This is a genomic window from Reinekea marina (assembly GCF_030409715.1).
Taxonomy (GTDB): domain Bacteria; phylum Pseudomonadota; class Gammaproteobacteria; order Pseudomonadales; family Natronospirillaceae; genus Reinekea; species Reinekea marina.
This window is the reverse complement of the sequence record NZ_JAUFQI010000001.1, coordinates 1,802,516-1,815,879: the sequence shown is the minus strand read 5'-3', so window position 1 is coordinate 1,815,879 and position 13,364 is coordinate 1,802,516. Positions and strand designations below refer to the sequence as shown.

16 protein-coding genes and 1 pseudogene are annotated in these 13,364 nt (G+C 43.3%); 4 read left to right on the top strand and 13 right to left on the bottom strand.

Features of this window, described 5'->3' with window-relative positions:
• Positions 1-79: 79 nt before the first annotated feature.
• Both QWZ13_RS09590 and QWZ13_RS09585 read right to left on the bottom strand, forming a co-directional pair.
• Positions 80-253 carry a hypothetical protein gene (locus tag QWZ13_RS09590; RefSeq protein ID WP_290281580.1) on the bottom strand — a complete coding sequence of 58 codons (174 nt, stop codon included), beginning with the start codon at positions 251-253 and terminating at the stop codon, positions 80-82.
• 369 nt (positions 254-622) lie between these two features.
• The gene (locus QWZ13_RS09585) at positions 623-2,386 is read right to left on the bottom strand and encodes an RHS repeat-associated core domain-containing protein (RefSeq protein WP_290281579.1); all 1,764 of its coding nucleotides are present in this window, start codon (positions 2,384-2,386) and stop codon (positions 623-625) included.
• Positions 2,387-2,488: 102 nt separating this feature from the next.
• Here QWZ13_RS09585 and QWZ13_RS09580 point away from each other — a divergent pair, with 102 nt between their 5' ends.
• Positions 2,489-2,665 (top strand): hypothetical protein, encoded by a 177-nt coding sequence (locus QWZ13_RS09580; RefSeq protein ID WP_290281578.1) that lies wholly within the window; start codon positions 2,489-2,491, stop codon positions 2,663-2,665.
• Positions 2,666-2,744: 79 nt separating this feature from the next.
• Here the strand turns inward: QWZ13_RS09580 and QWZ13_RS09575 are convergent, their stop codons facing one another.
• The 6 genes and pseudogenes from QWZ13_RS09575 to QWZ13_RS19915 form a co-directional block, all read right to left on the bottom strand.
• Positions 2,745-3,377, bottom strand: coding sequence for a hypothetical protein (locus QWZ13_RS09575; protein ID WP_290281577.1), 633 nt, complete (start codon positions 3,375-3,377; stop codon positions 2,745-2,747).
• Positions 3,361-4,629 carry an RHS repeat-associated core domain-containing protein gene (locus tag QWZ13_RS09570; RefSeq protein ID WP_290281576.1) on the bottom strand — a complete coding sequence of 423 codons (1,269 nt, stop codon included), beginning with the start codon at positions 4,627-4,629 and terminating at the stop codon, positions 3,361-3,363. The genes QWZ13_RS09575 and QWZ13_RS09570 overlap by 17 nt, the downstream gene beginning before the upstream one ends.
• 241 nt (positions 4,630-4,870) lie before the next feature.
• Entirely contained in the window at positions 4,871-5,602 is a 732-nt protein-coding gene (locus tag QWZ13_RS09565; protein ID WP_215999267.1) for a hypothetical protein, read from the bottom strand.
• Positions 5,593-5,970 (bottom strand): hypothetical protein, encoded by a 378-nt coding sequence (locus tag QWZ13_RS09560; RefSeq protein ID WP_290281575.1) that lies wholly within the window; start codon positions 5,968-5,970, stop codon positions 5,593-5,595. Before QWZ13_RS09560 ends, QWZ13_RS09565 begins: the two co-directional genes overlap by 10 nt.
• A gap of 41 nt (positions 5,971-6,011) precedes the next feature.
• Complete coding sequence (locus QWZ13_RS09555; protein WP_290281574.1) at positions 6,012-6,206, bottom strand: hypothetical protein; 195 nt, start codon at positions 6,204-6,206, stop codon at positions 6,012-6,014.
• 22 nt (positions 6,207-6,228) lie between these two features.
• A pseudogene (locus tag QWZ13_RS19915) lies at positions 6,229-6,381 on the bottom strand (hypothetical protein); the annotation flags it as partial.
• Here QWZ13_RS19915 and QWZ13_RS09550 point away from each other — a divergent pair.
• Positions 6,341-6,475, top strand: a complete 135-nt coding sequence (locus QWZ13_RS09550; protein ID WP_290281573.1) for a hypothetical protein — start codon at positions 6,341-6,343, stop codon at positions 6,473-6,475. The pseudogene QWZ13_RS19915 and the gene QWZ13_RS09550 sit on opposite strands and share 41 nt — an antisense overlap.
• 87 nt (positions 6,476-6,562) lie before the next feature.
• On the opposite strand, the gene QWZ13_RS09545 is transcribed toward QWZ13_RS09550, so the two are convergent.
• Complete coding sequence (locus QWZ13_RS09545; protein WP_290281572.1) at positions 6,563-6,739, bottom strand: CHC2 zinc finger domain-containing protein; 177 nt, start codon at positions 6,737-6,739, stop codon at positions 6,563-6,565.
• Positions 6,740-6,776: 37 nt separating this feature from the next.
• On the opposite strand from QWZ13_RS09545, the gene QWZ13_RS09540 reads away from it, so the two are divergent.
• Both QWZ13_RS09540 and QWZ13_RS09535 read left to right on the top strand, forming a co-directional pair.
• The gene (locus QWZ13_RS09540) at positions 6,777-6,926 is read left to right on the top strand and encodes a hypothetical protein (RefSeq protein WP_290281571.1); all 150 of its coding nucleotides are present in this window, start codon (positions 6,777-6,779) and stop codon (positions 6,924-6,926) included.
• A gap of 11 nt (positions 6,927-6,937) precedes the next feature.
• Positions 6,938-7,219, top strand: a complete 282-nt coding sequence (locus QWZ13_RS09535) for a helix-turn-helix domain-containing protein (protein WP_290281570.1) — start codon at positions 6,938-6,940, stop codon at positions 7,217-7,219.
• Between the two features lie 27 nt (positions 7,220-7,246).
• Here QWZ13_RS09535 and QWZ13_RS09530 read toward each other — a convergent pair whose 3' ends face one another.
• The 4 genes from QWZ13_RS09530 to QWZ13_RS09515 form a co-directional block, all read right to left on the bottom strand.
• Positions 7,247-7,657, bottom strand: coding sequence for an immunity 26/phosphotriesterase HocA family protein (locus tag QWZ13_RS09530; protein ID WP_290283327.1), 411 nt, complete (start codon positions 7,655-7,657; stop codon positions 7,247-7,249).
• Between the two features lie 47 nt (positions 7,658-7,704).
• Positions 7,705-9,096 (bottom strand): RHS repeat-associated core domain-containing protein, encoded by a 1,392-nt coding sequence (locus tag QWZ13_RS09525; RefSeq protein ID WP_290281569.1) that lies wholly within the window; start codon positions 9,094-9,096, stop codon positions 7,705-7,707.
• Positions 9,097-9,234: 138 nt separating this feature from the next.
• Complete coding sequence (locus tag QWZ13_RS09520; protein ID WP_290281568.1) at positions 9,235-9,444, bottom strand: hypothetical protein; 210 nt, start codon at positions 9,442-9,444, stop codon at positions 9,235-9,237.
• A 282-nt stretch (positions 9,445-9,726) separates the two neighbouring features.
• Positions 9,727-13,320, bottom strand: coding sequence for an RHS repeat-associated core domain-containing protein (locus QWZ13_RS09515; RefSeq protein ID WP_290281567.1), 3,594 nt, complete (start codon positions 13,318-13,320; stop codon positions 9,727-9,729).
• Positions 13,321-13,364: the final 44 nt, after the last annotated feature.

The following is a 13,364-nucleotide window of genomic DNA, read 5'->3' as shown; positions in this document are numbered from 1 at the left end:
CTCTTGGCGGCCATCGAACAGGCTGGTTAATACATAGTTGCTGTTTTAAAGTGCCTGTCCTAAAAAGTTGGTAAGCCTTTTAGGTGCCCGCTGACTTTGGTTTCTTTATTGCCGGATTGATAGAGGTTTTGCGCCAATAGTTGGCCATACAAACCGGCAACTTGGTTCGGTAAATAAGTGAGCTAGAGATACGCTTTGGAATTTGCTTGGTTGATGGTGCTAGTTGCGTATTGCGCAAGCTCTTGGCGGCCATCGAACAGGCTGGTTAACACATAGTTGCTGTTCTTGGCATTGTGGCTTGTTCGTGAATTTTTAAGCTCCTATCTATTTAAGTGTTAAAATTTTGGTCCAATTAATACTAGCAGTATTATTAGAATCACTGGGGAAAAAAAGTACATATAGACATAAGACAGTTCTCTTACGGTAAGTGATCTATATTCATTATAAGTAAAAACCAACCAGTAAAAATAGTTCAACCCAATAAATAATGCTGCCATTTTTACCCAGTTATAACTTTCAAAATTTATGGAAATCAGCGCAATCAGTAGATAGGCAGGAAGAGATAGCAAACCTGCTATCCATTTATTATTTAGATGTCTAGTATTCATAGCTAAGCTCAAACTCAATTACAATCATCAAGGTTTTTTGGAAGCAAACATGAAATATCCATGCAGATATTTGTAATATTGGGAGAAATCAATTCAGATTCAATTATACTATCTGGCTCGACATTTAGATCATGAGATTCATCGTAACAATCTAACTCTTGACACTCTGCAAGTCCAGAGCCACCGGTAAACGCAAGAATAGCTACTGATATAGGATTTGGAACAATCACTCCTGTTTTAGGCCTGATTTTCATAATTCCGCCAGAAATTTTGCCAATGCCGTAACTTGCCCCAATATTAAATATTCGTTCAAAGCCACTTCTAGGAGCAGAGCTTCCAATTTTTTGCACTGGTGCACCTTTTTGCCCATAGGTATCTAAACCAATGCTTTCCGTTTTTATAGGCACTCCAATCGCAGACCCTTTAAACTGAACCAACCCCAACGGATCCACCCAACGCAACGCATTCCCACTCACATACCCATAACGCATCTGCTGAGCATGGTCCTTCAATAAATCACTTTGAGTGCGTCCAATATACCGCAACAATTCACTTTGTGCGCCTTTTGGCAGCATTAAATTCACATGGTTGTATTGATCGGGTTGGATGAACCGACCCACTTTTGGGTTGTACCAACGCGCGTCCATGTGGTTGAACCCACTGATGCTTTCACGGTATTTGCCGGTGTATTGATACGGTATTAGGTTGTTGGTTCTTGTGTGTATGCTGCTGGCGCTAAAGTCGTCATCATCCCAATCATCGTCGTCGTTCTGGTATTGGCTTGTTACTACGCCAAAGGCGTTGTAACGGAACCCGTAGTTGTTTTGGCTATCAATGCCGCTCACTCGCAGTGTGCTGTTTTGGTAATCACTGTGGAAGTACAGTTTTGCTTGTAAGCCTTTTAGGTGCCCGCTGACTTTGGTTTCTTTATTGCCGGCTTGGTAGAGGTTTTGCGCCAACAGTTGGCCATACAAACCCGCTACTTGGTTCGGCAAGAACGTTAGCTGACGGTACGCTTGGTAATCGGCTTGGTTGATGGCGCTGGTTGCGTATTGCGCTAGCTCTTGGCGGCCATCGAACAGGCTGGTTAACACATAGTTGCTGTTCTTGGCGTTGTGGCCGGTTGGCAGCTTGGTGTTGTTTTTACCTTTTTTGTTGTCATCGTCATCATCATCGCGATCGTCGTCACCCCAATCTTCATTGTGGTCGTCATCGTCATCATCGTCTTCGTCCCAATCATCATCGTCGTCATCTTCTCTTACCCAACCTTGGAAGGCGCTGAGGATGCGGCGGTCACGGCTGTCGTAGGCAAACGTTAAGGTGTCTTGATTGTCACCAATGATGGCAATTAAGCGGCCATAGGCATCGCTGTTGTATTGCGTGGTGTGCTGGTCGTTATCGTCATCTGTTGCAGTGGTTTGTGTGAGTTCTCCGTTGCGGCTGTATTGGTACTGGGTGTCGACGCGGTCGTCCCATTCAAACTCATCTTCGTCATGGTCGTCATCTTCATCATCACGTTCCCACTCACGTGCATGAGTGAGTTGGTTGGCTTCGTTGTAGGTGTAGACGAACGTTTTGCCTTTTTGGGTTTTACTTTCTAGGTTGCCGCTGGCATCCCAGTTGTACACGGTGGTGTATTTACCTTCAAACGCTTGAGTTAAACGGTCGGCGGCGTCGTAATCGTAGAAGTAGCTGTTCTGTGTTTTTTCACTGGCGTCATATTTGGCCATTAAGTTACCGACTTCGTTCCATTGGTACACGATGAGGTCGGTTAACACATAGCCGTTTTCTGGGTAGGCGGTTTTTAGTTGTTGTTCTACTTGGTATAGGTGGTTTTCAAAACTGTATAGATCGGCATAGTTAGGTGCTTTGCGTTCGCGTTGGTAGTCATCGAACAGTTGGGTATCAAAACCGTATTGTTGGCCCTTTTTCAGCTCTTTGCTGGTTTGCGGGCGTTGGAAAGCAATGGCAATGATGTCACCGCGTTCGTTGTACAGTTTTACATCGCGGGTGCCGTTGGTGCTGGTTTTGGGAGTTTAAAGTGCCTGTCTTATTAAGTTATTGCTAAAGAGTTCAATAACATTTAGATTGGCACTAAAACCCTGCTAGAGTGCGCGTCCATATTAGTTCGAAAATTTACCAAGAGAAGCCTCTAATTATTAAAACACTGTCTATTTCATTGTTACTAAGCAATGTCAATTCTACAGAAATTACATCATTAAAAGGGAGATCAATACCCACAAAGCCCTCTATAATTTTTGAATATTCAATATTGTATTTTTTGACCTTAGTGCTAGGCGATATGTATTCAGAATAAGTGAACTTATGTACAACTTGGTTAGACTCATTAAAATAACTTCGCTTTCTAAAACTAAGTTCACTTGGAGCCAACTCTGTTAATACTTTTTCAATTGCATTGCTATACTTTTTTCCTAATAAATCATGAATCCCAGCCCCTTCAAAGTTAATCGTCCTAGTGCAATACGCCTTTTCAAGGTCATTCCTGAATTCAATTGATTTAATAACATTTCTTTCCATCTCTGGAAATACTTTAACGAATCCCAGAATGCCACTTTTTGTAGATACGCAATTCAATTCATTAGCCTGAGATTTCACACCAAATATTTCTTCTACAGTTGATTTAAATATTATTATATTTGGACCTACAACTTTTATGCCCTCTATATTCAAAGGCGCCGCCGCACCATATGAGCAACCGTTAAATATGGCAACAATAATAGCAATTGTAAATCTAGTATATGACAACAAGACCATTCTCCTCTGTTTTATTCCTATCAGTTAAATTCAATATCGGGCAGCCCCTTGAACGGGTTTGGGTGGCAGTACTGTTTGCCCCATGAAAATATAAGCTGTCTCTATACCCATCTCCATCTGCATGCATATCATTATATGGTGAAGGGAATAGCTGCATTCCTTCAACAGTAGTCCCTGGTAAGTCCACAATAGGTCCCTGCATATACAAACCCCTAGGAGCTGCACCTAGGTTATCTCGATGTTCAAAAGCACTACTATTATGAAATCCTTGGTAGCCAGAAAAAGAGCTTCCTGAAGCAACTGTATTCCCATTTCGATCAAATACTTTGAAATCTCCTGTAGATTGCTCCCACGTCGTTAGCGTTCCAGTCCAATCATTTTTTCTAGTGTCGTATTCACCATATTTTTGTTCTGGCGACTGGTCTCCAAATAAACTCTGTAACAAACTTAAGTTACTTACTGAAAGGTTAGTTGGATCGTACAAATCATTTACGCTCTCAGTAAATGGATTTTCATTACCAGTAATATTATCGTGATTTTCATCTAAGCTTCCTAAAAAACTTGCTTGGTACTCAGGCTTAGAATTTATAAATGGTAACAAATATTGAATATCTCCACTCGATATAGCTCCTCTATCCACACTAATATTTACTTCTAATTTCTCATTATTTTCAATCAACCCCAACGGATCCACCCAACGCAACGCATTCCCACTCACATACCCATAACGCATCTGCTGAGCTGGGTCTTTTAATAAATCACTTTGCGTGCGTCCAATATACCGCATCAATTCACTTTGTGCGCCTTTTGGCAGCATTAAATTCAAGTGATTGTATTGATCGGGTTGGATGAACCGCCCTACTGTTGGGTTGTACCAACGCGCGTCCATGTGGTTGAACCCACTGATGCTTTCACGGTATTTACCGGTGTATTGGTACGGTATTAAATTGTTGGTTCTTGTGTGTATGCTGCTGGCGCTGTAACCTTCGTTTTTATCATCATCCCAATCATCATCGTCGTTCTGATATTGGCTTGAGACTACGCCATAGGCGTTGTAACGGAACCCGTAGTTGTTTTGGCTATCAACACCACTCACCCTAAGCGTGCTGTTTTGATAATCGCTGTGGAAGTACAGTTTTGCTTGTAAGCCTTTTAGGTGCCCGCTGACTTTGGTTTCTTTATTACCTGCTTGGTATAGGTTTTGAGCCAACAGTTGGCCATATAAACCGGCTACTTGGTTCGGCAAGTAGGTTAGCTGACGGTACGCTTGGTAATCGGCTTGGTTGATGGTGCTAGTAGCGTATTGCGCAAGCTCTTGGCGGCCATCGAATAGGCTGGTTAATATATGGTTACAGTTTTAAAGTGCCTATCCTGTTAAGTTGCGAATCGGTTTGGTTGATGGCGCTGGATGCGTATTGCGCGAGCTCTTAGCATTGTAGCCGATTCGCGTTTCTGTTAATGACTATCCAATTAAGTATTAGCGCAATTTAATTTAGTTTGGATAACGCTAAAAATCGACTATACCAAGAAAGGCTAGCCAAACTAGGAATAACATATTCGAAAATACTGGTGATTCTATCTTTAAATTGATCAACATTATTAAAGCTAAATAAGATACTTGGGCTTCTATGTAACTTAAATGGTGTCACTGAATTCAGGTGGACTGCTAGAGGGTAATTTCTACGAATATTAACTAAACCCTTATGAAGAGGTTCATTTAATAAATATACATCAAATGTCGAAATCCCGTTTTTTATCGTGCTAAGGCCTTCAAGAGAAATTACCACAATCAGGTCTATTGAAATCATTATAGACATATAATGCCCTTTTTTAAGACCGATTTGATATCCCTTCTCAGTTACATATGTTTCAATCATTGATTTTAAACTAAAAAGTTTGATTTCACTTTGAATATCAAGGTTAACAACTTTATTTGGTTGTACTAAATTTGAGTTTCCTAACTTTTCAATTACCTCTTTACTATTAACTTGCTCCTGCCAATCGGGATCAAATTCCCCTGCAGCTTTCCCACCAAAAATTCGGTTTAAAAAAGGAACTATCCGAGGTGCAAAAAAATAGGTTATATACTGCTCTGTAGATATGCCTATTGTATCACTTTCAAGTAGTGTTTTTAATTTAAACCAAGGATCAGATTGAATCTCTGATGCTTGGATAATATCGATATACTGCTTGATTGTATCCCTATATATTATGGACAAATTAGTTTCCCACCTGATATTGGCAACAGGATTGGTAAATTACCATAAAACGGATTTTCTACAACTGCTTTTGCCGCGGCTTCTAATTCTTCTACTAAACTATCATCATCTTTATCCAACTCAACAGCGCTATAATAGAATACTCCGGAGCTATCATTTGGATCGGAGGAAAGTGTAATTTTATATTTACTACCTTGAGATTCCATTACTTCTGGCAATTCAAGCTCTTTATTTGGAACAAGCTCACTACTTTTACCTGCTTGCCAATTTCCTTCTGGGTCATTCTCGTTTGCATTTTTAACATAATTATTTACTTGCTCTTGCGCTTTTAGTGACTTATTACCCTCCTTCCAAGATTCAGGTTTCATTTCCCAGATCTTTTTGTTCTCGTTGTCGTATACATCTGCTTTTAGAACACCTTCTTTATCACCAAGACCAAAAAGTCCTCCCGCTGATGTATTCGCATCATAACCTTGATTTTTAAAATGCTCACCGACGAATGTATGTGCATGTGTTCCAAGAATCCAAGGTTTAACCCAACCATCAGTGTCTGCTTTTTCAACTTCCAACCCCAACGGATCCACCCAACGCAACGCATTCCCACTCACATACCCATAACGCATCTGCTGTGAGGGGTCTTTCAACAAGTCACTTTGGCTTCGCCCAATATACCGCATCAATTCACTTTGTGCGCCTTTTGGCAGCATTAAATTAACGTGATTGTATTGATCGGGTTGGATGAACCGCCCTACTTTAGGGTTGTACCAACGCGCGTCCATGTGGTTAAAGCCACTGATGATTTCACGGTATTTACCGGTGTATTGGTACGGTATTAAGTTGTTGGTTCGGGTGTGGATGCTGCTGGCGCTATAGTCGTCATCATCCCAATCATCATCGTCGTTCTGGTATTGGCTTGAGACTACGCCAAAGGCGTTGTAGCGGAACCCGTAGTTGTTTTGGCTAAAAACTTAACAGGACATATAATCTACAAAACGGGGTTTTCTCTTCATGGAACGGGCAGCACACCACGTAGTCTTTGCCCTGCTTGGTCACCTTATGGCCTTGGCTTTCGACCAGACGCAGTAAAGACACATCTTGTTTAATCCGGTTAATCACCTCATCTGCTAATCGTGTCATTGCTCTTTTTCACCTAAACCTTGTCAAGTCGCAGCTATTGATATTATATTGGTTCCTACTTAGCTACCTTTTCGGTAGCGCTTATTTTTTCGGGGTTATGCTTATGCACCAACATAGACAACTCACTTGGCTATTAACCATGAGCTTTTCCCGACGACTGGCAAAGATACGCAAAGATAAAAACTGACTCAGCAACAAATGGCTGAGACAATAGGCATTCATGTTTCGCAGATAAAACGCTATGAGTCTGGAGACACGCAACCCTCATTGGAGGTGCTGCGGAAAATCGTACTAGCGCTGAACATTAGCGCAGATATGCTCCTTTTTGATGAGGCAGAACGACAACCTACGGGTGATCTTCTCATGCAGTTTGAAGCGGTGGGGCAATTTACCGAAGACGAGAAAAAAGTAGCTAAGGAGTTATTGGACTGCTTGATTTTAAAACACACCGCCAATCGGTTATCGACTGGTACCCGATAAAGAAAAGCCCGCATTCGCGGGCTTAATCTATTTAACTTTAAGTGATTCTACCCACTGGTTAGGAACACCAGCAAAGTAATCCCGAAGCCTATCTTCAACATGCTCTGGGTCCCATACGGCAGCCCGCTCTAGTCCCTGACACTCCTCTTTGGTTGCTGGAGTTTCCTCACCTTCAAAATAAATAGAAAGCTTTTTACTTAACGAGTTCTGCTTAAAAAATCTTGGCGTTTCTTCAAGTTCCAAGTCTAAAGGGATATTGCCCAAAACTTGCCATCGACCTGATTCAATTGCGTTATTCATAACCCAAATCCTAAAAAGAATAGGTCTAGAAATAACATCGTTAACGTCCAAAACATTCTCAGACTTACAATCATAAAATGCCATCAATGGCTCATTTAAAACTCTACCAAACGAGAGACTCCCATCCTCTAACTTCAGAGCGAACACATCTCCAACTGCGCGTTTTACTTTCTTTGATTTTGTCATTATTCACCAAACTCTCTGTATGCTTCTAGACGATACTTCGGTCCTTTTGGATTCAGAGGTGAAACACCATTAATAGCATTACCTGATGAACCTCCCATAGACTGAGCGCCGCCATTAGCTTGAATAAGTTGTTGCTCCCGTCCCCTCACTGCATGACGATTTGTGGAGGACTGATCTAAAACTGCAGGACCAAAACCTTTCTCATTAATATGGTGATTTGCATCACGTCGAGCAAGATTTTGTTCTGGGGTACCAGCTCCACTAGTTCGACCTGTATAAACTTCGCCTGTTTTAGGATTTGTCTTGGTATAGGTCTGATAGGACTTTCCATTCTTTGTAACACTCTGCCGAACAATTTCATTGCCTCTACCTTCACCTAACTTAGCAAGGTTTTGCCTCGCAGTCATTCTTGTTGTTGGGTTTGCTGATAAATGGCTATTTACAGGTACTCTTCGGCCTCCTGCAGCTGCACCTATGACTAACGTTTCCCAAGCGTCATCAGAATAAACGAGCTTTTCAGCTAACACCGACCCAGTGACAGGTGCGGCCATTTCTGGGCTAGGTGCAGTGGACGTTTGCTCTGCCCAGTAGGTCAATTCATCTGCTGAATTTATAGCCCCTGTTTCTTGCATGCTACTGACCCAGCCCTGAACATATTGTGATTGAGCGTTAGCATCTGATTGCATTGCTAACCACTGGTCTTGGCTGATCCCAGTATCACACAACCCCAACGGATCCACCCAACGCAACGCATTCCCACTCACATACCCATACCTCATCTGCTGAGAAGGGTCTTTCAGTAAGTCACTTTGCGTGCGCCCAATATACCGCATCAATTCACTTTGTGCGCCTTTTGGCAGCATTAAATTCACGTGGTTGTATTGATCGGGTTGGATGAACCGCCCTACTTTAGGGTTGTACCAACGAGCATCCATGTGGTTGAACCCACTGATGCTTTCTCGGTATTTACCGGTGTATTGGTACGGTATTAAGTTGTTGGTTCTTGTGTGTATGCTGTTGGCGCTGTAACCTTCGTTTTTATCATCATCCCAGTCATCGTCGTCGTTCTGATATTGGCTTGAGACTACGCCAAAGGCGTTGTAGCGGAACCCGTAGTTGTTTTGGCTATCAACGCCGCTTACACGCAGTGTGCTGTTTTGGTAGTCGCTGTGGAAATAAAGCTTCTCTTGTAAGCCTTTTAGGTGCCCGCTGACTTTGGTTTCTTTATTGCCGGCTTGGTAGAGGTTTTGCGCCAATAGCTGGCCATACAAACCGGCTACTTGGTTCGGCAAATAGGTTAGCTGACGGTACGCTTGGTAATCGGCTTGGTTGATAGCGCTGGTTGCGTATTGCGCGAGCTCTTGGCGGCCATCGAACAGGCTGGTTAACACATAGTTGGTGTTTTAAGGTGCCGGTCCTAATAAGGTAGCACTCAGACCCTGCTTGGTTGCATGTCCATATTAGTCATCAAACAGGCTTGTTAAAGTCTAAAGTGCATGTCCGTGTTAAGTAGACGTAAGTTTATAGCTTCAGTAAATCTCTTCAAAGTTGTTCAAACCTAATTCAGAACTAATTCTAATAGAATCAGGGTAGTTATCTGAATCATCGTATAATATATAAAACTCTTTACCTGAAGACATCGTTATCTTCAATGCAAATTCAGAAGGATACTCACAGGTGGACCCTAGCAACCTATAGCCGTTCCAACTTGCTATAGAAGATCCGACTACACCTTTCATAAATTTATTTTTAGATATATCTATTTTTTTATAGGACGGACCATATTCTTCATGTTCGCCAATTGAAATACAAATACTATATTTCTCTGTATCTGCCTCAATACTTAAAATATCACCATTGTAAAAGAAAATCTTTATGGGGCCATCACATTCTATTTCGGGGTTTCCATAGGACCCGTCATTAATAAATATCTGACGCTCAATTTTTTCAATTGGAGATATTTCTAATTGACTATTTTTGATTAAAAATTCACTAATCGACAGCATTTTAAGACTCGATAGTTAGTTGTTTAAGTTAATAAAAGTATCAAATTCGAAATCTTTTAGGCGTACACCTTGTCCAGAATGTACTTCTAAAATATCCACAATATCTGCTCCATTTTGCTTTTTCGTTCTAACTATTTTATTTTCAGATTTTAATACTTTTTCAATTATGGCATCTGCATTACCTTGAGTCTTATCGACTTGACTATATGCTGTATTATTCCGATCGATCTTTTTCTTAAGTGACTGTAAAGATCGTGAGTCTTTCGAGCCAATCCTCGATGGTCTTAGACCACTTGAAATTACATCCTCGACGAAATCAGTTTGTATATTTGATCCTCGTAAACCAATGTAGGCTCCGCCACCTTTAGCTCCTTCAACTGCAATATTCTTTGTCGCCTGCCACAATCCTTGCCCTACATCGCCTTTGCTAAAACTATCAATCATTTTCACATAAGGGTCTTGGTGGTCTTGAACTCCTTGTTTCCAATCTGCTTTAGCTAGATTGTAAATATCATAATTCTCTTTTAAAAGTGCTCTATATCTTTCTTCTTGGTTTTTTGGATCAGCAGCTCCTACATACCCAGCATCTTCAGGTTCACACAGCCCCAACGGATCAACCCAACGCAACGCATTCCCACTCACATACCCATAACGCATCTGCTGAGCTGGGTCTTTTAACAAATCACTTTGCGTGCGCCCAATATACCGCATCAATTCACTTTGTGCGCCTTTTGGCAGCATTAAATTCACGTGATTGTATTGATCGGGTTGAATGAACCGCCCTACTTTAGGGTTGTACCAACGCGCGTCCATTTGGTTAAGCCCGCTGATGCTTTCACGGTATTTACCGGTGTATTGGTACGGTATTAAATTATTGGTTCGGGTGTGTATGCTGCTGGCGCTGTGGTCGTCATCATCCCAGTTATCGTCGTCGTTCCGGTATTGGCTTGTTACTACGCCAAAGGCGTTGTAACGGAACCCGTAGTTGTTTTGGCTATCAATGCCGCTCACTCGCAGTGTGCTGTTTTGGTAATCACTGTGGAAGTACAGTTTTGCTTGTAAGCCTTTTAGGTGCCCGCTGACTTTGGTTTCTTTATTACCTGCTTGGTATAGGTTTTGCGACAACAACTGGCCGTATAAACCGGCTACTTGGTTCGGCAAGTAGGTGAGCTGACGGTACGCTTGGTAATCGGCTTGGTTGATGGCGCTGGTTGCGTATTGCGCTAGCTCTTGGCGGCCATCAAACAGGCTTGTTAACACATAGTTGCTGTTCTTGGCGTTGTGGCCTGTGGGCAGCTTGGTGTTGTTTTTTCCTTTTTTGTTGTCATTGTCTTCATCATCGCGATCGTCATCTTCCCAATCTTCATTGTGGTCATCATCGTCGTCATCTTCTCTTACCCAACCTTGGAAGGCGCTGAGGATGCGGCGGTCACGGCTGTCGTAGGCAAACGTTAAGGTGTCTTGATTGTCACCAATGATGGCAATTAGGCGGCCATAGGCATCGCTGTTGTATTGCGTGGTGTGCTGGTCGTTATCGTCATCTGTTGCAGTGGTTTGTGTGAGTTCACCGTTGCGGCTGTATTGGTACTGGGTGTCGACGCGGTCGTCCCATTCATACTCATCTTCGTCATCGTCATGGTCGTCGTCATCTTCATCATCACGTTCCCACTCACGGGCATGAGTCAGTTGGTTGGCTTCGTTGTAGGTGTAGACGAACGTTTTGCCTTGCTGGGTTTTACTTTCTAAGTTGCCATTTGCATCCCAGTTATACACGGTGGTGTATTTACCTTCAAACGCCTGCGTTAAACGGTCGGCGGCGTCGTAATCGTAGAAGTAGCTGTTCTGTGTTTTTTCACTGGCGTCATATTTGGCCATTAAATTACCGACTTCGTTCCATTGGTACACGATGAGGTCGGTTAACACATAGCCGTTTTCTGGGTAGGCGGTTTTTAGTTGTTGTTCTACTTGGTATAGGTGGTTTTCAAAACTGTATAGATCGGCATAGTTAGGTGCTTTGCGTTCGCGTTGGTAGTCATCGAACAGTTGGGTATCAAAACCGTATTGTTGGCCCTTTTTCAGCTCTTTGCTGGTTTGCGGGCGTTGGAAAGCAATGGCAATGATGTCACCGCGTTCGTTGTACAGTTTTACATCGCGGGTGCCGTTGGTGCTGGTTTTGGTCACCATGCGGTTCAGGTTGTCGTAGCCAAACTCGAAGCGGTCTTCTTGTGTGGTTAGGGTGTGTATGCGGCCCGAGGCATCGCGTTCGTAACTCACTTGGGTGAGATCGGTGGCTAACCCTATGCGACGGCCGTTGAGGTCATCGGTGTAATCGATGGTTTGGTTTAAGGTGTGGTTTGTTACCTTATCCAGTGTGCCTCGCTTGGTGTATTGGTAGCTTTCTTTGTAATGCGCATTGGTTATTTGGCTGAGTCGGCCGACTTGATCAAACGCCCAGGATTCTTGCGTGGTTGCATCGCCATTGGCTATGCGTTGGGTCATTTGCCCGAGTGCGTTGTATTGGTAATCAATGCGGTCGTAGCTTGGTTGAGTGATGGCATTCAATCGCCCTGCGGGGTCGATATCGTAATCGGTCGTTAGCCCAAGCTCATTGGTGGCGGTATCTAAATAGCCGTTGGCATCAAAGGTATAGTTTTGGGTAAAGCGCGGGTCGTTGGCGGCAAAGCCATTTGCACTGGTAACACCGGTTAAGCGGTTTGCGGCATCGTAATCGTAATAGGTGGTACTGGCATTGGGCTGAGTAATTTCCGCTAAGTTGCCTGCGGCGCTGTAGTCCATGCGGGTGGTACGGTTGTGCGCATCAACAATGGTCGTTATTTGGCCGCGTGTGTTGTAAGCAAAGTATTGTGGGTTGTTGAGTTGGGTCGCTCCTGTGCATCCTGCACTTGCGACATTAGTGCATCCATGCACGTCATCCCACTGGGCAATCTGCTCGCCGCGTTCGTTGTAGGCAAAATGCCGTTCATTGTTTTCGGCATCGATGACCGATATCAGTTCACCAAAGGCGTTGTATTGCACTGTAGTAACGTTGCCTAATGCATCGGTCATTTTAACCACGCGCCCACCTTGTTCGTATTCTGTGGTGGTGGCTTGGTTGTAGGCATCGGCCTGCAATGTAGTACGGCCTAAACTGTCGGTGTTGATATCAAAAAAGGTATTGGCCGCATCGTAATAGCCATCGGCGGTGCCGTTGGCATTAAAAAGGTATTCCGTTGTTTCAAACTCGGCATTGGTGACTGCTGCCAATGCTCCCAGTGGCGTATATTGGTATTCGGTAGCATTTAAGCCCGGAATGCCTTGCAATGGATTGCCTAGGTTTTGAGTACGTACCAGCCGCCCTTCACCAGAATAACTCCAAGCTTGTTCCAACCCGGTTGGGTCTACGGTGTGTTCTTTTTCACCTCGGCTGTTGTAGCCGATGCGCGTTTGGCTAAAGCCATCGGGCAAGGTGACGGCGGTGGTTTGACCCCGGAAGTTGTAATCGTAGCTTTGCACTCGGTTATCAGGCATCACTAAACGTTGCGCACGGCCTAATGCATCTAGCGCTTGGTACTGGGTGACTTGCCCGCCTGGATTGATGGATTTGATCAAATATCCTACGTGGTTATATTCGTAGTTGGTGACTAAATAGCAAC

Excerpts from the sequence above, each read along its gene's own strand:
- QWZ13_RS09590 (WP_290281580.1), bottom strand. The coding sequence starts at position 253 with ATGGCCGCCAAGAGCTTGCGCAATACGCAACTAGCACCATCAACCAAG.
- QWZ13_RS09560 (WP_290281575.1), bottom strand. The coding sequence starts at position 5,970 with ATGAAACCTGAATCTTGGAAGGAGGGTAATAAGTCACTAAAAGCGCAA.
- QWZ13_RS09550 (WP_290281573.1), top strand. The coding sequence starts at position 6,341 with ATGAACCGCCCTACTTTAGGGTTGTACCAACGCGCGTCCATGTGGTTA.
- QWZ13_RS09545 (WP_290281572.1), bottom strand. The coding sequence starts at position 6,739 with ATGACACGATTAGCAGATGAGGTGATTAACCGGATTAAACAAGATGTG.
- QWZ13_RS09535 (WP_290281570.1), top strand. The coding sequence starts at position 6,938 with ATGGCTGAGACAATAGGCATTCATGTTTCGCAGATAAAACGCTATGAG.
- QWZ13_RS09520 (WP_290281568.1), bottom strand. The coding sequence starts at position 9,444 with ATGAAAGGTGTAGTCGGATCTTCTATAGCAAGTTGGAACGGCTATAGG.